20 protein-coding genes are annotated in these 21,281 nt (G+C 62.1%); 10 read left to right on the forward strand and 10 right to left on the reverse strand.

The window, feature by feature from the left end:
- Positions 1-99 precede the first annotated feature (99 nt).
- The 3 genes from AC0L3J_RS10055 to AC0L3J_RS10065 all read left to right on the forward strand — a co-directional run bounded on the left by AC0L3J_RS10055 (position 100) and on the right by AC0L3J_RS10065 (position 2,649).
- Positions 100-1,290 carry a urate hydroxylase PuuD gene (locus AC0L3J_RS10055; protein WP_456765440.1) on the forward strand — a complete coding sequence of 397 codons (1,191 nt, stop codon included), beginning with the start codon at positions 100-102 and terminating at the stop codon, positions 1,288-1,290.
- A 146-nt stretch (positions 1,291-1,436) separates the two neighbouring features.
- Entirely contained in the window at positions 1,437-2,294 is an 858-nt protein-coding gene (locus AC0L3J_RS10060) for a VOC family protein (RefSeq protein WP_456765441.1), read from the forward strand.
- Positions 2,295-2,373: 79 nt separating this feature from the next.
- Complete coding sequence (locus AC0L3J_RS10065) at positions 2,374-2,649, forward strand: hypothetical protein (protein WP_027516602.1); 276 nt, start codon at positions 2,374-2,376, stop codon at positions 2,647-2,649.
- Here the strand turns inward: AC0L3J_RS10065 and AC0L3J_RS10070 are convergent.
- Positions 2,646-3,680 carry a L,D-transpeptidase family protein gene (locus AC0L3J_RS10070; protein WP_456765442.1) on the reverse strand — a complete coding sequence of 345 codons (1,035 nt, stop codon included), beginning with the start codon at positions 3,678-3,680 and terminating at the stop codon, positions 2,646-2,648. The genes AC0L3J_RS10065 and AC0L3J_RS10070 overlap by 4 nt on opposite strands.
- A 182-nt stretch (positions 3,681-3,862) precedes the next feature.
- On the opposite strand from AC0L3J_RS10070, the gene AC0L3J_RS10075 reads away from it, so the two are divergent.
- Positions 3,863-4,819, forward strand: coding sequence for a lytic transglycosylase domain-containing protein (locus AC0L3J_RS10075; protein ID WP_456765443.1), 957 nt, complete (start codon positions 3,863-3,865; stop codon positions 4,817-4,819).
- 50 nt (positions 4,820-4,869) lie between these two features.
- Here the strand turns inward: AC0L3J_RS10075 and AC0L3J_RS10080 are convergent, their stop codons facing one another.
- On the reverse strand, positions 4,870-5,991 hold the full coding sequence (locus AC0L3J_RS10080) for a DUF1236 domain-containing protein (protein ID WP_456765444.1): 1,122 nt from the start codon (positions 5,989-5,991) through the stop codon (positions 4,870-4,872).
- Positions 5,992-6,092: 101 nt separating this feature from the next.
- Here AC0L3J_RS10080 and AC0L3J_RS10085 point away from each other — a divergent pair, with 101 nt between their 5' ends.
- Entirely contained in the window at positions 6,093-6,578 is a 486-nt protein-coding gene (locus AC0L3J_RS10085) for an NUDIX hydrolase (RefSeq protein WP_456765445.1), read from the forward strand.
- On the opposite strand, the gene AC0L3J_RS10090 is transcribed toward AC0L3J_RS10085, so the two are convergent.
- A complete protein-coding gene (locus tag AC0L3J_RS10090) occupies positions 6,565-7,539 on the reverse strand; it encodes a Bug family tripartite tricarboxylate transporter substrate binding protein (RefSeq protein WP_456765446.1) in 975 nt (324 codons plus the stop codon). The genes AC0L3J_RS10085 and AC0L3J_RS10090 overlap by 14 nt on opposite strands.
- 439 nt (positions 7,540-7,978) lie before the next feature.
- Here AC0L3J_RS10090 and AC0L3J_RS10095 point away from each other — a divergent pair, with 439 nt between their 5' ends.
- The 3 genes from AC0L3J_RS10095 to AC0L3J_RS10105 all read left to right on the forward strand — a co-directional run bounded on the left by AC0L3J_RS10095 (position 7,979) and on the right by AC0L3J_RS10105 (position 9,683).
- Positions 7,979-8,635, forward strand: a complete 657-nt coding sequence (locus AC0L3J_RS10095) for a hypothetical protein (RefSeq protein WP_456765447.1) — start codon at positions 7,979-7,981, stop codon at positions 8,633-8,635.
- A complete protein-coding gene (locus AC0L3J_RS10100; protein WP_456765448.1) occupies positions 8,632-8,913 on the forward strand; it encodes an HGGxSTG domain-containing protein in 282 nt (93 codons plus the stop codon). Before AC0L3J_RS10095 ends, AC0L3J_RS10100 begins: the two co-directional genes overlap by 4 nt.
- A 419-nt stretch (positions 8,914-9,332) precedes the next feature.
- Positions 9,333-9,683: a hypothetical protein gene (locus tag AC0L3J_RS10105; protein WP_456765449.1), complete on the forward strand. Its 351-nt coding sequence runs from the start codon at positions 9,333-9,335 to the stop codon at positions 9,681-9,683.
- Positions 9,684-9,935: 252 nt separating this feature from the next.
- Here the strand turns inward: AC0L3J_RS10105 and AC0L3J_RS10110 are convergent, their stop codons facing one another.
- Positions 9,936-11,159: a transglycosylase SLT domain-containing protein gene (locus tag AC0L3J_RS10110; protein WP_473346837.1), complete on the reverse strand. Its 1,224-nt coding sequence runs from the start codon at positions 11,157-11,159 to the stop codon at positions 9,936-9,938.
- A gap of 252 nt (positions 11,160-11,411) precedes the next feature.
- Here AC0L3J_RS10110 and AC0L3J_RS10115 point away from each other — a divergent pair, with 252 nt between their 5' ends.
- Both AC0L3J_RS10115 and AC0L3J_RS10120 read left to right on the forward strand, forming a co-directional pair.
- Positions 11,412-12,620: a L,D-transpeptidase gene (locus AC0L3J_RS10115; protein WP_473346838.1), complete on the forward strand. Its 1,209-nt coding sequence runs from the start codon at positions 11,412-11,414 to the stop codon at positions 12,618-12,620.
- A 461-nt stretch (positions 12,621-13,081) separates the two neighbouring features.
- Complete coding sequence (locus AC0L3J_RS10120) at positions 13,082-13,441, forward strand: DUF1330 domain-containing protein (RefSeq protein WP_456765452.1); 360 nt, start codon at positions 13,082-13,084, stop codon at positions 13,439-13,441.
- A 380-nt stretch (positions 13,442-13,821) separates the two neighbouring features.
- On the opposite strand, the gene AC0L3J_RS10125 is transcribed toward AC0L3J_RS10120, so the two are convergent.
- The 6 genes from AC0L3J_RS10125 to AC0L3J_RS10150 all read right to left on the reverse strand — a co-directional run bounded on the left by AC0L3J_RS10125 (position 13,822) and on the right by AC0L3J_RS10150 (position 21,274).
- Positions 13,822-16,665 carry an ATP-binding protein gene (locus AC0L3J_RS10125; protein WP_456765453.1) on the reverse strand — a complete coding sequence of 948 codons (2,844 nt, stop codon included), beginning with the start codon at positions 16,663-16,665 and terminating at the stop codon, positions 13,822-13,824.
- Positions 16,658-16,915, reverse strand: a complete 258-nt coding sequence (locus AC0L3J_RS10130; RefSeq protein WP_456769884.1) for a hypothetical protein — start codon at positions 16,913-16,915, stop codon at positions 16,658-16,660. Before AC0L3J_RS10130 ends, AC0L3J_RS10125 begins: the two co-directional genes overlap by 8 nt.
- On the reverse strand, positions 16,833-17,258 hold the full coding sequence (locus tag AC0L3J_RS10135; protein ID WP_456769685.1) for an adenylate/guanylate cyclase domain-containing protein: 426 nt from the start codon (positions 17,256-17,258) through the stop codon (positions 16,833-16,835). The genes AC0L3J_RS10130 and AC0L3J_RS10135 overlap by 83 nt, the downstream gene beginning before the upstream one ends.
- 353 nt (positions 17,259-17,611) lie before the next feature.
- Complete coding sequence (locus tag AC0L3J_RS10140) at positions 17,612-18,559, reverse strand: ABC transporter substrate-binding protein (protein WP_456765454.1); 948 nt, start codon at positions 18,557-18,559, stop codon at positions 17,612-17,614.
- Between the two features lie 152 nt (positions 18,560-18,711).
- Positions 18,712-19,752, reverse strand: a complete 1,041-nt coding sequence (locus tag AC0L3J_RS10145; protein WP_456765455.1) for an ABC transporter permease subunit — start codon at positions 19,750-19,752, stop codon at positions 18,712-18,714.
- Complete coding sequence (locus AC0L3J_RS10150; protein WP_456765456.1) at positions 19,745-21,274, reverse strand: sugar ABC transporter ATP-binding protein; 1,530 nt, start codon at positions 21,272-21,274, stop codon at positions 19,745-19,747. The genes AC0L3J_RS10145 and AC0L3J_RS10150 overlap by 8 nt, the downstream gene beginning before the upstream one ends.
- Positions 21,275-21,281 lie beyond the last annotated feature (7 nt).

The raw sequence follows: 21,281 nt of genomic DNA on the forward strand, positions 1-21,281 counted from the left end.
TGGAAAACGCGGCTGATCGGTGCGACACATTGTAAGGGCAGGACCGCCGGTCGCGGTCATCAAGGCTGCGGCATTGGGGCTGCATCTGTTGGGGTGATCATGTGGGGATCCATCATATCGGAATGGGCCAGCCTGCTGCTCCGCTGGCTGCACGTGGTCGCCGCGATCGCATGGATCGGCAGTTCCTTCTATTTCATCGCCCTCGACCTCAGCCTCAGGCCTGACAGCAAGCTGCCGGACGGCGTGCAGGGCGAGGCCTGGCAGGTCCATGGCGGCGGCTTCTACCGGATCATGAAATATCTGGTCGCGCCCGCCCAGATGCCGGACGAACTGACCTGGTTCAAATGGGAGGCCTACACCACCTGGTTGTCCGGCTTCGCGCTGATGGTGGTGGTGTATTATCTCGAGGCCGATCTGTTCCTGGTCGACAAGTCGATCCTCGACCTCACGCCATTCCAGGCCGGCCTGTTCAGCCTCTGCAGCCTCGCACTCGCCTGGCTGCTCTATGAAGCCGCCTGCCGCAGCGGGCTCGCGCAGCGCGAGCTGCCCTTCGCCATCGGCGGCTATCTTTTCCTGGTCGCCCTCACCTACGCTTTCACCCACGTGCTGAGCGGGCGCGGCGCCTTCAACCAGATCGGGGCGATCATCGGCACCATCATGGTCGCCAACGTCTTCACGCTGATCATCCCGAACCAGAAGAAGATCGCAGCCAGCCTGATCGCCGGACAGGCGCCCGATCCAAAGCTCGGCAAGGCCAGCAAGGAGCGCTCGGTCCACAACAACTATCTGACGCTGCCTGTCGTCGTGCTGATGATCAGCAACCATTATCCCCTGCTCTACGCCACGCGCTTCAACTGGATCATTGTCGCCATCATCCTGGCGCTCGGCCCCGTGATCCGGCACTTCTTCAACGAGGGTCATGCCGGACGCAAATCGCCGTGGTGGGTGTGGGGCGTCGCAGCGGTCGGCGTGATCGCAATCCTGTTCCTCTCGGCGGCCGGTCCGCGCGAGGTCAAGACAAGCGCGCTGTCGGCGCAGCCGACGCTTGCCAATGTCGAGGAGATCGTGATGTCCCGTTGCAGCATGTGCCATGCGGCCGAGCCGGTCTGGGCCGGCATCGTGACCGCGCCGAAGGGCATCTTGCTCGACGCGCCCGAGCACATCCATCGCAACATCCGCCTGATCGGCCGCGTCGCCGCCTGGTCCAATGCGATGCCGCCGGGCAACATCACCGAAATGACCAGCGAGGAGCGCGCCATCCTCGCCGCCTATATCGAGCAGGCACGCTGACGCCATCGCGGGTCGGTATTGCGTTTCGCGGAATGAATTTTCCGCATGTCCTGCCGATTTGAAAATGACTTGACCGCCTATCCGGCGTAGACAGGACTTGCGGCCGCCAGCGGCGGTCCAGTCAGTTTGCATGCGGGGAAAGAACAGTGGCACTCAAGAACGTTATCGGTATCGACCACGCCGTGGTCATGGTTCAGGACCTCGACAAAGCCGCCGATAATTACCGGCAGCTCGGCTTCACCATCTCGCCGCGCGGCACGCACAGCGCGCATATGGGCACCGGCAACTACACCATCATGTTCGACCCGGATTATATGGAGCTCCTCGGCGTGCTCGCCGCGACCGAGCACAACGCGCCGGCGCGTGCGTTCCTCGACAAGCGCGGCGAAGGCATCGAGCGCATCGCCTTCACCGCGGTCGATTCCACCGCCGGCGCGGAGGAAATCCGCGCACGCGGCCTGGAGCCGATCGGCCCGACCGATTTCGAAAGGCCCGTGACGCTGCCTGATGGCACGATCTCGGCGGCGAAATTCCGCACCTTCATGTGGCCGACCGCGGAAGCGCCCGGCGGCGTGCGCATTTTCGCCTGCCAGCACAAGACGCGCGACACCGTGTGGATTCCCGAGCTGATGAAGCATGCTAATGCGGCCAGGCGGATCAAGCAGACATTGATCGCGACGCCCGAGCCCGCGAAGGACGCCGCGCATCTGGGGCGGCTGATCGACCGCGAGCCGAAGAGTGAAACCGATGGCGCGGTGACCGTGGCCTCCGGTGGCGATCGTGCCGATTTCGTTTACTTGACGCTGGAGCAGCTTGGCAAACGCTATCCCGGCGTGCCGCTCGCGGGCCTGTCCGAACGCGGTGGCGCTGCCCTGGTGCTCGTGAGCGGCGATCTCGCGGCCACCGAGAAGGCGCTTGGTTCGGCAGCGGTGCGCAGCGGGCCTGCGATCTGCGTGCCGCCGGGCAAGGCCAACGGCACCCTGCTCGCCTTTGTTGCCGGCTGATTTGAGCTAATTCTTTAACAAGCGTTTTACCGGGCCGCCCTAGGCTTCTGGGCTACCCGCGCCTTCAGGGGCCAAGCGCATGTTCAAAGAGAAATCGCCGATCGCCTATGACGCGCCGGCCGAACTGAAAAAGTGGCCGTCGCTGAAAGGCGAGAGGCAGAAGGATCGCGGTCCGCCCTATCTCGTCTACAACGGCACGCTCGCCGACTGCGTCCGCGAGCTCATGGGCAAGCCGATCAAAGGCATCTCGCTTTACGATATCATGACGAGGCCGCAAGCAGCGTTCGACCAGACCGTGCTATCGCCCGGCGATGCCGCCGAGATCGCGATGCGCAAGGACTTTCCCAAAGATTAGTTCGAGGCGCGCCTGCCGCCGGACTTCACCTGCTGCGAGGACGAGGAGTCCGTCGGCGCATCCAGGAAGACCACCGGTGTGCCGCGCTTGACGTGCTCGCCGAGCGCGCGCACGTCCCAATTGGTCAGCCTGACGCAGCCATGCGACGCCGACTTGCTGACCCTGTCAGGCTCCGCCGTTCCGTGGATGCCGTAACCCTGGGCGGACAAGCCGATCCAGTATGCTCCGACCGGATTGTTCGGGCCCGGCTGAACATCGAACGGCTTTTTCGATTTGACGCTTCTGAACTTGTAGTCGGGGTTGTAGTGATAGACCGGATTCTCGCGGGTGCTGGTGACCTTGAGCGTACCGCTCGGGGTCGGACGATCCGGACTTCCGATTGACGCGGGATAGAATGCGATCAGGGTGCCGCCCCCGTCGAATGCTTTCAGCGTGCCGTTCTTCTTGTCGATCTCGAGCCGCGCAACGGCTGGCAGCTCGCTTCGTGCAGAGACATTCGCAACAATAATCGTCTCTCCAGCCTTGTCGAAGGACTTGCCGGGATTGAGCGTCCGAAGCAGGTCTCCGCTCATGTGGAACTTCTCGGCAAGCCCTTCGAGCGGACTGGTGTAGCTCAGCGCCTTCAGCTGCTTCATGTCATCAAGCTTGCCGGGCAGCTCCTTCAGAAACGGGCCCTTCACATCCGCGTCCGTGATCTTGTATTCGACGAGGACAGGGCCCTCGTTCGCTGCATTCAACTTATCCCAAAGCTCCGGTGCGATCGCTTTGTCGGATGCAACGCCGTTCTGCTCCGCGAATGCCTTCAGCGCCTTCTGCGCGTTCTCGCCGAGCTTGCCGTCGATCTCCCCGGGCGAGAACCGCGCACGCTCGAGCAAGATCTGAAGCTTCACGATCGATGCGTTGAGCTTATCGGCAGCAATTTTCTTTGCGGGACGCGCAGCGTCGTTTACCGCTGCTGCATCGAGATTGCCGGCAAGCGCCGGAGAGATCATCGACAGCGAAATCATCGCACCAAGCATCCACCGCATCATCTCGCTCGTCCCAATTCGCCATGCCCGCAAAATCGCGGAGAAGAGAGTTTCCCGGCGGGAACACCGTAGTAACACCGGCGGAACCGACGAGACCGCAGCTTTGCCGCAATCGTTCGGTTAATAACTCCTTATCGCCGGCGCACCGCTGGCCGTTCACCCACAGTTCGAGGTTGCTCCAGCAAATGCGATTTGTCGTCGCGGCTTGCGCCGCGTTCATGATTCTGATGTGCGACTTCGATCCGTCGGCGTCACGCCAAACATCAGCTTTCGATCACACCGTTCTTCAAAACACCCAGGCCTCACCACTTGTTCCGGTGGTGGAGCTGTTCCTTGCAAGCGTGCAGGCCCTCGAGCTTGCCAATGCGCGTGCGGCCTATGAGGGGACACCCGAGCCGCCGGATGCGGTCGAAGCCGTCGCGCAGGCGCCGGTTTCGCCGACGGAGCGCTTCTGCCACGCGCTTCGTGGCGCTGCCGAAGCCAGCGGCATTCCCGTGCCGTTCTTCGCGCGTTTGATCTGGCAGGAGAGCCGCTTCAAGTCCAACGAGGTCAGCCAGGCCGGCGCGCAAGGCGTCGCACAGTTCATGCCGGAAACGGCAGCCGAGGTCGGGCTGGATGATCCGTTCGATGCGATGAAGGCGCTGCCGGCATCGGCCAAATTCCTGCGCAAGCTGCGTGACGATTTCGGCAATCTCGGACTTGCTGCAGCCGCCTACAACGCAGGCCCCGGCCGGATCCAGAAATGGCTTGCCAAAGAGAGCGAGCTGCCGCGTGAGACACGCGACTATGTCCGCATCATCACCGGCACCAAGGCCGAGGACTGGACCGAACGTGCGGAAGCCCTCGCGATCCGGATAGACCTGCCGCGCGAGGCGCCATGCGAGGGCATCGGCAGCCTGTCCAAGACGAGAGATGTCGCCTGGGTTCCGGTGAACCTGACGCCCTCGGTCACGACCATCATTCGCAAGGCAGAACAACTGGCGGCGCGATTGACCGCCAGCCGCGCACGCAAGCGGCTCGCGTCCCTGATTCGGAACAGCACCCACGGCAAGGCACGCAGCATGATCGCCGCGCGCGCGGCGGGAAAGAGCGCGAAGGCCCGCGCCATCCGTTTTGCGGCGCGCGAACGATCTTCAGGCTGATGCGCAAATCCGGAAGCCGCTCGATGGAGCGGCTTCCGACGGTCCGTGGACTAGTCGATCTCCTCGATGATGCGGCGTTCGCGGGGCTCGACGACATAGGTCCGCGTATCGCGGTGAATGTAGCGGTACTCGCGCAGGTCGGGCGCGTCCCGGTAGACGGTGCTCGGGAATTCCTCCACCTCGACACTCTCGGGAACGCGGTCACCAACGTGAATCTCGGACCGCGCGGTGCTGCCGGTGGTCTGTCGTTCGCTCCGTCCCTCCGTGCGGGTCTTCGCATGCTTGCGGATCACTTCGCGATCGCGATCTGAAAACTTGCTGGCGCTGCGCTCACGCGTGGTCGTTGTCGCGGTGGATTGTCCCGAGTACGGCAGCACGGTTACGATCTTGTATGTCGCCGGATCGACCACGACGATCTCATCCTTCACCAGCGCAAAGCTGTAGCCGCGATATTGCGGCACGATCTCGACCACATCGGGGGGCAGCGTCGACAGCTGGACGTCGCGCGGCACCACCGTGCCGACGTTGAGCGAGAAATTGACGCTGGTCAGCGGCCGCACGTTGAGATGGGAGATGGACGCGCTGATCCTGGTCTCCTGCTGCTTGTTGAGGTTGACGTCCGTGCGGGCCGCGGCCTGTGAATTGGCGCCGGTCCGTTGGTCCTGCGCCTGATTGCTGCTCGGCGCGTTCGGCGATTGCTGGGCCTGGTTGGTGCCAGACGCACCAGGCGCCTGCTGCGCTTGATTGGTGTTGTTCGACGTAGGATTGGTGCGATCCTGCGCCTGGTTCGAGTTTGCCGCCGGCGGATTGGCGCTCTGCTGCGAGGCGGGCTGGTTGCCGGCCGTGTTGGAGTTGGCCGTACCGCTCGGCGGCCGGGAGGACGTGTCCGCGCTGTTGGTGGCGTTGGTCCCGGAGCCGGAATTGGCGGACCCGGAAGACGGGGTGGTCGTCTGGGTATTCTGTGTCGATGCTCCCGGCGTTGATGATTGCTGCGGCTGCGATGGCGACTGCTGCGTTTGTGCCGCGCCAGACGGCGACGTGTTGGACGGAGCTGTGGAATTCGACTGGGATTGCGGCGTCTGCTCGGACTTGGTGTTGGTGTTTGGCGATTGCGCAAAGGCGGCGTTCGCCAGCACCAGCCCCAAGGCGGTCGTTGCCAACAGGCGGATCATGGGTCACTCCCTTGTTCGGTTAAAGCGTTGGCTATTAACCTGCGCTAAAACCGTCTGTTCCACTTTTTCCCGAGCGAATGCGCCCCTGCACGGAACCTGCGATGCCATCGAAAAGCGCCGGGATCATTGCCTATCGGAGGCGCGGGGAGATCGAGGTCCTGCTCGTTCATCCCGGAGGGCCGTTCTGGCGCAACAAGGACCTCGGCGCCTGGTCGATCCCGAAGGGCGAGTACGCGGACGGAGAAGACGCAGACATCGCCGCGCGACGGGAGTTTGCCGAGGAGCTTGGATTTGAGCTGTCCGTGCCGCTGACTTCGCTTGGTCAGGTCAAGCAGCGCGGGGGCAAGGTCGTCACCGCCTTCGCGGCCGAGTTCGACCTCGACCTACGCAGCATTCGCAGCAACACTTTTGAGATGGAATGGCCGCCGCGCAGCGGCAAGCGCCAGACCTTCCCGGAGGTCGATCGTGCGGAATGGTTCACGCTCGCAGAAGCGCACGAGAAGATCAACGCGGGACAGCGCCCTCTGCTCGAGCGGCTGGCTCAGGTGGTCGGCAGCACGGCAAGCAGACGCCCTACTCCGCCTTGATGTTCGCGGCCGCCACGACTTCGGCGAGCTCCTTGGTCTCCTTGGCGATCTTTGCAGCATACTCGGCCGGACTGAGCACGCTGACGACGCCCTGCGTCTCCAGCCGCTCTTTCAACATCGGATCAGCCGCCGCCGCGATGATCTCCCGGTGCAGCATCTCGAGCGTCGGCGCGGGCGTTGCCTTCGGCATGAAGAAGCCGACCCAGAACGAGATGTCGAAGCCGGGATAGCCGGCTTCCGCGACGGTCGGCACATCAGGCAGCGCTGGCAGCCGCTCGGCCGAGGACACCGCGAGCGCGCGCAGCTTGCCGGCCTTCACGAGCGGCACGGCGGACAACGGATCGAACACCGCCAGCACCTCCTGCGCGAGGATGCCGACCTCGGACGCAGCACCACCGCGATAGGGCACGTGGATCATCTTGACGCCGGCCTTCTGGCTGAGCAGCTCCATGGCGAGATGGGCGAGGTTGCCGTTGCCGCCCGAGCCGTAGGCAAGCGCGCCGGGCGCAGCCTTTGCGGCGGCGACGAGATCGGCGACGGTGTTGATGTTCGCCGTCTTGGGATTCTCCGGGTTGACCACGAGCACGAGCGGCGCCGACACGACGGTGGTGAGCGGCGCGAAGTCTTTTTCCGGGTCGTAGCGGATATCTTTGAACAGCGTCTTGTTGAGCGTGATGGTGGAGGAGTTGCAGGCCAGCATCGTGTAGCCGTCGCCTTCCGCATGCGCGACGCCTTCGGCGGCGATCATGCCGTTGGCGCCGGCGCGGTTCTCGACCACGAAGGCTTGTCCGAGCTTGTTGCTCAGCCGATCGGCGACGATGCGCGCGACGACGTCGACCGGGCCGCCCGCGCTGAAGCCGACCATGATCTTGACCGGCCGCACCGGATATTTTTGCGCGAAGGCCTCCGTCGTCACGCACAATCCGGCGAGGATCGCCAGCAAGCGAAGCGTTCGTTGCATTCGTTTTCTCCCCAGACGAATCGCGCCGCTTTGTCATGACGCGGCCCATTCGCAGATCATGATGAGCGGGCGCGCCGGATTTCGCAATCGCGTTTGCGCGCCGGCATTCCGTCGCGCGGCAGGTCAGGGCCGCTCCGAAACAAAAATGCGAAAACAACCCCATGCACAGTAGCCGGCGCTTGCGAGATCAAGCACTTGCACGAACGCGGATTGGCACGAACGAGGATTGCGCGCTTCGTAATGCCGTTTGACTCGTCGGGCAAAACACTGGCAGAATGCCATCATCGCAACAATCGCCAGCGTCCACGCCACCCGACCACGGGGGGCTCGCGGTGATTGCGCGTAAGCCCTTCATCGACATCTCAAAAATCCCACAGGCGCGCGAGCCGAGCGATTGATTTCGCGCGCAATGAGCCCGCGCGGGCAAAGGACACAGCACATGACAACATCGGCCAAACGCCACAACACGCTGCCGGTTGCGGCAAACGATCGCAGCGGCCCCGCCGCGAGCCCGCGGATCAAGCTCTACAAGCGGGGGATTGCGATCCTCCATGCCGACCCGCAAGCCGGCGAACGGTTGCTGGCTGAGGCGCTCGGCGCCGCTGACCGCGACGCGCTGCATGGTCTTCTCAAGCAATTGGTGAAGGCCAGCATGACCGGACGCAAGCCCGATGAAGCCAATCTCGCCTTCATGATCTCGCTGGTGAAGAGCATCGCGCCGAAGGATTCGATCGAGGCCATGCTCGCGGTGCAGATGGTGTCCGTTCAAGCGGCGGCGATGCGCGCTGCCTGCCGCCTCGCCCTCACCGATGACATTCCGCAGCAGGAGAGCCTCACACGCGCGCTGACCCGGCTGGCCCGCACCTTCGCAAGCCAGATCGAGGCACTGAGCCGCCACCGCAACAACGGGGAGCGTGCGATCACGGTCCGGAATTTGTCGGTGCAGGATGGCGGCAGGGCAATCGTGGGCAACGTCACGCAACACGCAAGCTTGATCGTGTCGGAGCCGAACGTTGCGACAGCCGCTGGAACGGTCCCGCCGCGCGAGACCGGCGAATGCGAACAGGCCGAATCGAGGCAAGGCGCCAGCGCATGAGCGGCGATCACATCCGCAACACGCATGCGATGTGGACGACCCCGCGCTGTGGCGCCGAGACGCGAAGCGGCACGACCTGCCGCGCGCCGGCGCTGCACGGCAAGACGCGCTGCCGCATGCACGGCGGCGCACGGAGATCGGGCGCGCCGAAAGGAAATCAGAATGCGCGAACGCATGGCGCTTTCACGCGTGATGCGGTCGCTGAACGAACGCAGGACCAGGCCGTGCTGGATGATGCCTTGAAGCTCCTTGCGGAGCTGTCGCGAGTTGCCGAATAGACGTTGCGGCGACCAGCGTAGATCGCAATTGTTGTTGACGATACTGTTGCTGAGACCCGCAACAGATGCTCTGCAGACTTGCATCGCGGGTCATTTCCATAAGTCTGTGATGGCTTTGGTCGGCTGCGCCGCCTTGGTCGGACAAGCTCGGCGCCAGCCTGGAGGTCGGCCAAGGGGCAAGCTAGGCAAAGAAGCAGCTGCACTGACCTTTAGTTGAAGCGTTGTCGTGTTTGAACCTTCGCTCGAATTGCCGGACTCACGTCAGTGGGCGATGGGAATGAACTGCCCCATCACAGCATCGAGCGATTGTAGCTATCGTCACTCGTCAGCGGCAGTTGCAACGGACTCGGTTTCCGGGTTGCCAGCCTAAGCCGCACCAAGCCAGCGGATCGGCCGGCGAATATCGCGGAGGCAAACAGATGTTTCCAGCGAAACTTGCGGCATCGTTGCTGGGTTCAGCGTTGCTACTGACGCCGGTCCTTGCACGCGACGATGGCCGATACGACCACTCTCCGCTGAAGTCGTGGTTTGAAAGCTTGCAGAGCGAATTTGGAAAGTGCTGTACCGATGCCGACGGATACATCGTGTCCGATGCCGATTGGGAGTCCAGTCGGGGCCGTTACCGCGTCCTCATCGACGGCGAATGGGTGCTCGTACCTGACGCTGCGGTTGTCACAGAACCAAACCTCTTCGGCCGTACAATGGTCTGGAGGCATTACATAGACGGCCATCCGCGCGTCCGATGCTTCATGCCTGGCATCATGACTTGACTTCACTTTCAATGTGCTCGGCTTCGGATCATTCGCGTCGATTTGCCGCGTATTCTCGATGTCCGCTATGGCCCTAGCTGGCGGCGTGCCGGACACTTCGCCTTCAGGCCACAAGCAGACATCGGCACCTGATCGATCGCCTCGCTAGCAGCAGGAACGACCCGAGCGCGTCGTTGACGATGTAAAGTGCATCCGCGCGACCAGCGACGGAAACCCCGCTCGCCCGCGAGTGCGGCAACTCCTGCTAACCACTCAACGGACATTCACTGGTGCCGGCGCCCGCTCGGCGTCGGCGGTCGCGGTGCCCATGTATTTCGATTGGAAATGAGCAACCCGCTCGCGCCACATGCCGACGAACGCCTCCGACGTCAGCTTCTCCACGGATTTCCACGCCTCTTTGACGGCCGGAAGCGTATTGCCCCAGATCGCGCGCCTGCACCATTTTTCGCCCTTCTCCCTGCCTTCGCCGGTGGCGCACATCGATTTCCAGGCGATGCGATTGGGTTGGCTGAGGTGCTCCGCGGCGCCTTCCCAGCCCTGCTGATGGATCAGGTAAAGATCGTTCAAGTCCGGCTTCCTGCGCGTCACCCACTGGAATAGAATGCCTTCCGTGATGACCTTGTAGGCTGCCGCAACGGCATTATCGCGGGGATTAAGAATGTCTCCGGAGCCGAATTTTCTGAATTCGTATTTGCTCAGCTGGAACAGCCCGATATACGACCCGGTGCGCTGCTTGGGGTCGAAACCGGACTCGACCTTGGCCACGGCCTTCATGAAAGTGGAATCCAGACCGAAAGCGTCGGACGCGCGCTGGATCTCTTCCACCGGCGTTCCGACCGGGATGTCCTTGAACGAACGCAAGACGATCGCCGCCGGCTTCTCGGCAGGCGGCAGTTCGGACCAGACATAACAAATGAGGTACCGGAAATCCTGCGGCCCCGTGCTGGAGGCACCGCCGGATGCACCGCACGTGGTCGGCGCCGGCTGGGCGGCATCATGGTGGCCCAAGTCCACCGAGCCTTGCACAGGCGGTAAGTCCTGCACAGGCGGTAAATCGGCCGATAGCGTTTGCGACGGATCGGGCAACGCGGCCACGACGATCGATTCCGATTTATCCGAGGCCGCCGTCGTGTCGGTGGCTGTCACCGCCGCGGGCTCAGCGGCCGTCGCCACTTCGGCGCTAGCGACAGCGGCGTTCGCGGGTCCGGTGTTGCCCATTGCGATTGCCTGCGGTTCATCCGGGAGCCTCGCGGTGGCGGCGAGAGATGCTGCGCGGTCCTGGATGGTCACTGCGCGGGCGTTCTCGGTGCCGGCCGGACCCAAGCCGGCCAGCCAGCCAACAATCCACCCCGCGAGAACGACCGTTCCGCAAAACGTCGGGGCCACTATCGTAAGTCGCCGCGGGTTCATGATGCCGTCGCCCCCATAGGCTCCACCGGAGCCGTGTAGAAAAGCCAAGCATGCGAAGAGGCTCATTCTTGGAATCAATGTGGGCCGCGCAATGGCGCGAACGGCCGCTCGTCAATTTTTCTAAACGTGTTGCCCCATTGCAACGCGTCGATCACAAGCATCGCGCCCGTCTCCAGCGGCAACTCCCATGCTAATTGTCAGTACGGTCCAATTTTCGACCCACTGCGACCAGATTTGGAGGAGAGGCTTGGTGCGCTGTCAGGATGACGCATCAGGCTTCGGCTTCGCGCATCGTCTCGAAACGATGGAACCGCGCCTATGGGACCGGGCGATGTTCTTAAGGAATTGCCAGCAATGCAGCGCGCGATAACAACCGCTGTATTCGCCATTTTCATGCTCCCTGCGGGGATCGCACACGCTCAATTTCTGCTTGGACCCCAACACACGTTCTGGCGAAGCCAATATGCTCCGTACAAAGACAAGCACCACCACCGGCAGACAAGCTCTGAAAGGGCGAAGAGCGTTCGGCCCGAGCCCGTTCCGAAGGGCCCGCTCCAGATCATCATCTCGATAGCAGACCAACGGGTCTCGCTTTTTGACAACGGGGCCCTGATTGCACGCTCTTCGGTGTCCACAGGAATGGCGGGGCATCCGACGCCCCTCGGCGTGTTCAGCGTCATCAGCAAACAACGATGGCACCGTTCAAATATTTATAGCGCCGCCCCCATGCCCTACATGCAACGCATCACCTGGTCAGGGATCGCGTTGCACGCCGGTGTCGTGCCCGAGCATCCAGCGTCACACGGCTGCATCCGTTTAAAAAATGATTTTGCCGTTCGACTCTGGCATCTCACGAAGCGCGGCACGCGCGTGATCATTGCGCATGGTGATGTCCAGCCGGTCGAGATAACCAATCCGCATCTTTTTCAACCGAAAGCCGCGTCCGGTTCGTCCGAATTCCAGAGTGCCACCGTCGCAACCAAGAGCATCGGGGCAGCCGCGGCAACGCAGCGATCACTGGTGTCAAACGCCGAACCTCCAGAAGCCGCCAGTCTCCAGGAGCCGGGCTCGGCTCCCGCTGCAAGCGGGCCTAAAAAGATCATCCCGATCTCCATCTTCGTCAGTCGCAAGTTGAGCAAGCTGTTCGTGCGTCAGGGCTTCACGCCGTTGTTTGATGTCCCGGTCAAGATCGAAAATCCGGAGGAGCCGCTGGGAACGCACGTGTTTACCGCAATGGAATTCCAGAACGAGGGAACGGCTATTCGCTGGAGCGTCGTGTCGATTCCAGAGGAATTGCCCCGTATGTCCGAAGCTGCCACGAAACGGCGAGAAGCGCCCGCGAAGCAAACCGCGCCGGGACCGTTACCCGACAACGCCAACGCTGCGCTCGACCGTATCGAAATGCCCCAGGATACGGTTGAGAAGATCTCTGAACTCCTGACGCCGGCTTCTTCGTTGATTGTTTCCGACAACGGAATTAGCCAGGAGACGGGAAAAGACACGGATTTCATCGTGGTAACGCATTGACGCGGCGGCGCAACCCACCAACACACGATGCCGCTGCGCAATCCGGTGGAATTGTCCGACCGCAATTCTGGTGCAACTTGATGTCCGCACCTGAGCCAAAGCGGCGCGAGGTCCGCTAAGGGTCGCAAGCAGTCATGGATCGCTGCGCGGGGCAGGTCAGCTATGGGCCACGAGCGGACATTTAATTACAGTGTCCAAGTCCAGATCCTCAGCCCTTGATTGTTTTGATGCTCTGAGGCCCTTGTCGTCGCTTTTCAGCTCGGCATAGCACGGCGTGCGTTTAAGCAATACGAATGCAGACCGAGAAAGACTGGTTAACGAGCGACCATTACCCGTAAGACAATGCTTGATGATGATCCTCGACGATCTGGCGGCCGCCGATCGCAGCGGATGATCCGTGAAGATCGAGCTTTTGTAGGCTCTCACTTGCTCAGGACACCACTAGACAAAGGGCGTCATTCATGAAGACCTATCTGATCAATCATCTGCGCATTCCCGGCGATATCCCGAACGACGAAGGTCTGACATACTTGGAGCGGGTCGAGGCGACGGTCGCCCCCTACGGAGGGAAGTGGCTTGCACAAGGCCCCCCGGACAAGATCGTGGAAGGCGCTTGGCCGGGTTCCGTCGTGCTGATGGTGTTTCCCGACCGGGCAGCGGTGACTGCTTGGTACAACTCCGCCGAATATCAGGCAATCCGTCCGCTACGTACGATGAACGTGATATCGGATCTAATCCTGATCGACCATTTGCCTGAAGGCTTCACGGTGAAAGCCCTCGCGTTGAATATACGTGATGCGCAACGTAAAGCCAGACCTTGACCATCATCGAGCGGCGGGTAAGGCTCAATCAAGAGCAAGATTGCATTGATTACCGGTCGCAATAGTGCGGTTGGCTTGGCAGCGGCGACACCTTCGTCGCCGAGGGCGGCAAAGTCACGTTTCGCGGCAGCAACCTTTCCTTCGGGGGCTATCGGAGCCCCAAGTCGCTCAAGCCAATCCCGCAGGGCCGACGCGACTTACGCGCTTGGAAAAACTAATCTGAATCCTACACGCCGGACCCAGAGCGCCGCAATCACACGGTGTCTTCCTCTTAGGAAGAAACAGGAGACCTACGATTTTTGTCGACAATCACAAAAAACTGTAAATTACTTCATCCGACCGGCCGACATCATCTCGTGATCGGCGCGAACGCTAAATGGCTATCGCAGTTCTTCAAGCAGCGCGCGCGCTAGCTTGAGATCTGCGGTTTCGAATCCTTCCATGAAGCGGTCGTAGACGAGGGCCAGGGTATGCCTGGCCCGGTCGCGCTGTCCATCTTCGGAGAGCATGCGGGCTAAAACCATCGTCGACCTCAGCTCCCAAGCGAGCGCAGATTGCGCCCGTGCAACGGTGAGCGCTTCGGCGAGGCAGTCAAAAGCTGATTCACGGTCTTGTCGTGCCAGAAGAACCTGCGATTTGATCCGGAGCAGATCAGGTAGCATTCCGCTCACTCCACGATTCTTCGCGACAGCGATTGCTTCGTTGATCGTGGGAAGCGCCTCATCGAATTGCCCGACCTTGTGCAGGCCTTCGGCCAAAGCTCCCATGAAGTTCGGCAGCAGGATATTGTACTGCTGAGCGCGTAGAGTCTCCAGTGCGCTACGTAGGGAGTCGAGGCCGGCTTCGGAAGCGATGGCAAATTCGCCTTTCAGGGCGATCCCATGGGCGCGATACGGTGCAAGCGAGTATCGTTCGGCGTGTACGACCAGTTGCTCGATCAGTTCTCCGGCTCTTCCGGAGTCACCGGTTAACAGGAACAGCGTCGAGGCAAAAATCAGCGAGATACAGATCGGAACGGGGTGATCCCGACTTGCTGCTTCAATGATAGCTCTTTGGACCGTACTAAGCGCTTGATCGGGGAAGCCTCGCAGCCAAAAAGTGCGAGCAAGGGCGCCGAGCGCAGTAATTCGCTGGGCAAGACCACCGAAGGAGTTGACGCTGAGTGTATCAAGTTCGACAGCGAGTGCTAAGCCCCGCTCAAGATGGAGTTGTGCCGCGGCTAGGTTACCCAGAAAGTGGTGAGCGTTGCCCGCCGAACACTCCGCCCAGACGATACCAACCGAGTGTTTGGCAGCGAGCGCAATAACGCCGCCCTGTTCCGCGACCGCCAATGCGCTTGGGATGTCACCAAGTCGAAGGAGAAAGAGATGCAAACCGGCGAGAAGGCGTAATTGGCGTGCACTGTCCTCGAAAGTCTCGGCAAGCGAAAGTCCCCGATCCATTGCGATACGAACCTGATCGCTTTGTCCGCGGGTGTATAACGAGGACAGCGCTAAGGCTTCCTGAAGGATCATTTCCTGGCGCGTACCAGGGGCGGAGGCGGGCGCAGCCAGCGCCCGTTCACACCAATCCCTGCATTCCGCGAGTAACGACAGTCCGATGAACAGGGGCGCCGCCCAAGCAGCGAGGTCAATCCCGACCATGGCATCGCCACGACCCGACAGCGCCCATCGGAGCGCCACCCGCACGTTGCCAATATGCGGAGCGTATCCCGAAAGATCACGCTCGCCGGACAATGGGATGATCTCACCGTTTTCGAGGAATTTGGAATAATAGATCGCATGGCATCGGGCGATGCGCTCGGTTTCGTTACGCTCTGCAAGTTTAGCCGAGGCGTAGGCGCGCGTAGTGTCGAGCAAGCGGTAGTAGGTCGATTCGTTGATGACGGTCGTGAATATCAGGGATTTTGCAACGAGGCTCGCCACTGCGTCGATAACGTCTCCCTCCTTGTTTATCTCAATCGCTGACGCAACCGAGCCGGCGGCCTGAAGCGTGAAGTGTCCGACGAAGACAGCTAGCCGGCACAGGACCAATTTCTCGCGCTCCGAAAGCAGGCGGTAACTCCAATCGAGCATCGCGTTCAACGTTTCATGACGAGGCTGCGCGGCGCGACGGCCGTGCCGGAGCGAGCTGAAGCGATGGTCGAGCAATTCCGCAGTTCCTCGAATGCCATGCGTGCCGACGCGGCTGGCCGCGAGCACGATGGCAAGTGCGATTCCGTCGAGCCGATGGCACATCCAAGAAAGGATCGGCGCATCGATATCGCTCAGTTCCGCGTCAAGACCGCTCGCGGCCGCGCGATCCATGAAAAGCCGGGCGGCAGGATACCGGAGCGCTTCCACAGCGGTCAGAACGGCATCCTCTGGGGGACAATCAAGTGAGTACAACAAGTGGATATGCTCGCCTTCCACATTGAGCGCTTCGCGGCTGGTCGCTAGGACGTGCGCCTGCGGTGCCCGGCTGATAATGTGCTCGGCCAGCATTGCAGTCACGTCGACCACGTGCTCGCAATTGTCGAGCACGAGTAGTATCCTTCTGTCGCCAATAAATGCCAGCAGACTCGGAAGCGGGTCATTGGTCTCCACCGAGAGTCCGAACGCGGAGGCGACCGCTGTCGATACGAGTTGGGGATCGGTCAGCATGGCCAGGTCGATGAAGAAGACCCCGTCATCAAATTCATCAGTCAGCGTATGGGCAACAGAGATTGCCACAGTGGTTTTTCCCACCCCGCCAGGGCCGACGATGCTGACAAAACGCGATATCTGAAGTTGCCGCATCAACACTCGAACGGTGTCTTCGCGGCCGACCATTCCCATCAGTCGCGGCGGCAGCTTTTGACGGCGTCCCGTGTTGGCACTGCCGGCAACCGAAATCGGTGCCCCCATCGAGCGTGTGACCGGCACCACTAAACAATAGCCGCGGCCGGAGACATTGGATATGTAACGCGCGCCGTTTCGCCCGTCGCCGAGCGCCTTGCGAAGAGCAGAGACGTGAACGCGGAGATTGGCTGCCTCCACATTGATACCAGGCCAAACGCTCGCTAGTAGCTCCTGATGAGTAACCACTTGCCCAGCCCGCTCCACGAGTTGGATCAGGATGTCGAACGCTCGGCCGCCAAGCGGTATCGCTTTGCCAGCTTTCTCAATTCGTCTTTCGGACACAAACAGATTGAACGGGCCAAAAGAAGGAAAACCCTTAGATCGTAAGTTGTCGCGATCATTCATATTCTTTGTCCGTCCTAGGCCAGAAAATCACCCTCCACGCACTCATATTCTGGAACGGCAGCGCTGCCATCGAAGGCTTGTCTGGCAGGGTCAGCGCCTGCGTCCCGACCGCGGCCGGCCCCTCCTTGGCAGCATTTTGGCCTGCGAAACGCCAGACACGCATCAGCTCAGCAATATTTTTTAGCACCTGTAGCCCAAGGTCGTCGAAAGCAATGTCGACCTCGCCTCGGACCTGCCGATAAGCGTTCATCAGACATGCAAACTGCGCCGGGCTCGGCAAGACCCTCCAGTCTTGCAGCTAAGTTAACTCCGTCGCCGAAGATGCCGGCGCCATCCACTATGATGTCTCCGACGTGGATACCGATCCGAAATTCGATCCGGACGTCCGGCGCGACGTCAGCATTCAACGCTGCTGTGCCTTTCCGGATATCGAACGCGTTGCCGGCCGCGTCTACCGCGCTTGCAAACTCGACCAGCATGCCGTCGCCGGTGGCCTTAACGATGCGACCGCGGTGAGTGGCGATGGTAGGGTCAATGACGGTCTTCCTGACCGCCTTAAGGTTGGTCAGCGTTCTTTCCTCATCGAGACCCATGAGACGGCTGTACCCAGCGACGTCAGCCGCCAATACAGCCGCCAGCTTCCGTTCCACCCTCTCGCCTGTCAACGAACGACCCCTAACGTCATCGAACTGACCGCGAAGATCAAAGCATAGAGGGTTGCTTTAGGGCTAGGGAAATGTCCGCTTCGGGTCACAAGCTGAACTGGTGCATTGAAAGCCAGGGGCCCGCTTCATGTCGAAAAGCGGACGTCGGGTGGTCGAGTCTGCGGGTATGATTAGGGACAGGATTTGAACCTACGACCTCAAGATCATGAGCCTAACGAGAGCGCGGCCGACCTAGTGGCGGTCGACCGCTGCGTGCCCAGCTAACACCGCCACGCAAGCCGCTACTGCGAGCGGTCCGAGGTCCAGCCCTTGTAGTCTTTGACATTGTCGCGCGTCACGAGTTTCGACGGCAGCAACTCGACGGTGGACGCCGGCTTCTGGCCGTTGAGAATGTTGACGCCGACCTGCACGGCGCGGCGGGCCATGAAGAACGGGTCCTGCGAGGCGGAGGCCTGGATCTGCGCCGCCTGCGGATCCTTGAGGGCGGCTTCGATGTCGGGCGCGCCGTCGACCGCGGTAATGATAATGCCGGTGCGCTGCTGCTGGCGCGCCGCGAGGTCGGTGCCGATCGCCTGCGGATCGTTGATGGCGAAGATGGCGTCGATCTTGGCGAAGCGGGTCAGATAGCCTTGCGCCACCGTGAGGCCGCCTTCGCGCGAGCCCTTGCCGTCCTGGTCGTTGGACAGGACTTTGATGCCGGGGTTCTTGCCGAGCACGTTCTTGCAGCCGACGACGCGATCGATCACCGCGGAGACCTGCGGGCCATTCTCGATGATGACGTCGCCTTTGCCTCCCAGCTTGTCGACGATGTACTGGCAGGAGATCTCGCCGGCCTGGACGTTGTTGGTGGTCACCGTGGCGTCGGCGCCTTCGGCCGCGGTGTCGACGGCAACGACGACGATGCCGGCGGCCTGCGCCTTCTTGATCGCCGGGCCGACCGCCTTGGGATCGCCGGGATTGAGCAGGATCAGGTCGACGCCGGCCGCGATGAAATTGTCGATCTGGGTGACCTGCTTGCCCAGATCATATTCGAAGCCGACGGTGGTGATCTTGACGTTGGGGTTGGTCTTCTTGGCCTCGAACTCGGCGCCCTTCGACAACGCGACGAAGAACGGATTGCCGAGCGAGCCCAGCGAAACGCCGATCGACTTGAGCTCCTTGGCGCAGGACGGCGCGGAGCTCAGGACGAGCGCCATCGCGGCGCCGGCAAACGAGATCGACTTCAACATTGGCTTCCTCCCTGGTCTGTTTGAAGCTCCGGCACGGCGACCAGTTGCCGTGACGGAATGAACATGACGGCGCAGCACCCGCTGCATTTCTTGCTCCTTGTTTGAGCATGATCTTTTCGAAAAACCGCTTCGCACTTTTTCGGATCATGCTCTCAAGTCCGCGCCGAGCCCTGCAGCCGATAGCGGTCCAGCGCCACGGCGCCGATGATCACCAGACCCTTGATCACATATTGCCAGACGTCGGACACGCCGATCAGGATCAGGCCGTTCGACAACACGGCAATGATCAGCGCGCCGACCAGCGTCCCCCAGATCGAGCCGATGCCGCCGACAAAGGAGGTGCCCCCCAGGATCACGGCGGTGATGGCGTCGAGCTCGTAAGACTGGCCAAGCTGCAGGCCATTGGCGGCATAGAGCCGCGCCGCCTGCATTGCGCCGCCGAGGCCCGCGAGCAGGCCGGACACGCCGTAGACGAAGATCAGCACGGCCCAGACCTTGATGCCGGCGAGCCGCGCCGCGCTTTCGTTGCCGCCGACCGCGTAGATGTGCACCCCGAGCACGGTGCGCTTGAGCACCAGCCACGACACCAGGATGACCAGCAACGCGATCACCCAGAGCCAGGGAATCGACAATACGCCGGGGATGAGGGTCAAGGCGCCGTTGCCGATGAAGGCATAGGGGATCGACGGATTGAACACCGTGGTGTCGGCGCCGAGCAGGCGCGCGGCGCCGCGCACGGCGGTCAACGATCCCAGCGTGACGATGAAGGGCGGCAGGCGCAAGAGCGCGATCAAGCCGCCATTGAGAATGCCGAAGACGGCGCCGGTGAGCACCGCGGCCGGCAACCACAGCACCCCGAGATCTGGGAATTTGGAGATGATCAGCCCGGCCATCGCCGACGCCGCCAGGATGGAGCCGACCGACAGGTCGATGCCGCCGGTGAGGATGACGAAGGTCATGCCCGCGGCCAGCACGGTATTGACTGCGGATTGCTGCACCACGATGCCGATGTTCTGGCCGGTGAAGAAGCGGCCGTCCGACAGCACGTGAAAGCCGATGCACAAGAGCAGCAGCACCGGCAGCATGCCAACCGCGCGAATGATCATCCGCGTCCGCTGCCGCTTGGTCTCCTGCGCGGCGGCAAGACCGGGCGCCACGGGGGCCGCTTTCGCGGGAGCGCCGTTCTCAGGCATCGAGCTGCTCCGTTCCGGTGGCGAGGGCCATGATCTCCTCCTGACTGAGCGGCGATGTCGCGTTGCGCCGGATCTGCCCGGCGATATGTCCCGCGCGCATCACGATGACCCGGTCGCAGATGCCGATGATCTCGGGCAGGTCGGACGAGATGACGAGAACCGCGGTGCCCGATTTCGCGAGATTGTCGATGATCGAATAAATCTCGGACTTGGCGCCGACGTCGACGCCGCGGGTCGGCTCGTCGAGGATCAGGATTTTGGGGCCGATCGCGAGCAGCCGCGACAGCAGTACTTTCTGCTGGTTGCCGCCGGAGAGCCCGCCGGCGGGAACACCGACATTCGCAGCGCGGATGCCGAGCCCCGCGAACGCGCGCTTGGCGCGGTCGCGGGCCTTGTCGCGGTCGAGGATGCCGCCGAATTTCGCATCGCGGCCGAGCACCGCGAGATTGATGTTGTCGAGGCAGGACATGTCGAGGAACAGGCCGAGCGCCTTCCTGTCCTCGGTGAGATAGGCAATGCCAGCATCCAGCGCCTCGCCCGGCGTGCGGATCGAGACCGCGCGCCCCTCGATCTCGACATGGCCGGAGACCATGGGCGCGGCGCCGATGATGAGGTGCGCAAGTTCGGTGCGGCCGGCGCCGACCAGGCCGGCAAGGCCGACGACCTCGCCCGCATGCACCGTCAGCGAACATCCCTTGACGCGCCTGCCGTCGGCGATGTCGACGGCCGCAAGCACGGGAGCGCCCGACCGCGCCTCATTCCTGGGATCATGCTCCTTCTTGTAGAAGGACGAGACGTCGCGTCCCACCATCATCCGGACGATGTTGTCGGCGCGGATGTCGCCCTTGTCGAGCGAACCTACCAGCGTGCCGTCGCGGAGCACCGTGACGCGATCGCCGAGCGCATAGACCTCGTCCATGCGATGCGAGATATAGATGATGGCGAGACCTTCGGCACGCAGCTGGCGGATCAGCGCGAACAGCCTTTCGCTCTCACCGGCCGACAGCGCGGTGGTCGGCTCGTCCATGATCAGGATTCTGGAGCGGGCGTGCAGCGCGCGCGCGATCTCGACCAATTGGCGCTGGCCCATCGAGAGATTGGCGACCTGCGTCTGCGGCGTGAAATCCGCGCCGAGCCGCGCCAGGATCGGACCGACGCCGGCCTGCATCGCCTCGCGCGCCAGCAAGCCGCCGCGGGAGACCTCGCGACCGAGATAAATGTTCTCCGCAACGCTCAGATTGGGGGCGAGCGAGAGTTCCTGATAGATGATCGCGATGCCGGCAGCACGGCCGCCGAGCGGGCCGCTGATCTGCACGGGCTGGCCGTCGATGCGGATTTCGCTGCCCGGATCCGGCCGGTAGGCGCCCGACAGGATCTTCATCAGGGTGGATTTGCCGGCGCCGTTCTCGCCCATCAAGGCGTGGATCTCGCCCGCGTAGACGGTGAGGTCGACGTCGCGCAGCGCCTTGATGCTGAAGAACGATTTAGAGACCCGGCGCATCTCGAGGATGGGCTCGCTCATCACACCT

The organism is Bradyrhizobium sp. Kon37, assembly GCF_055807535.1.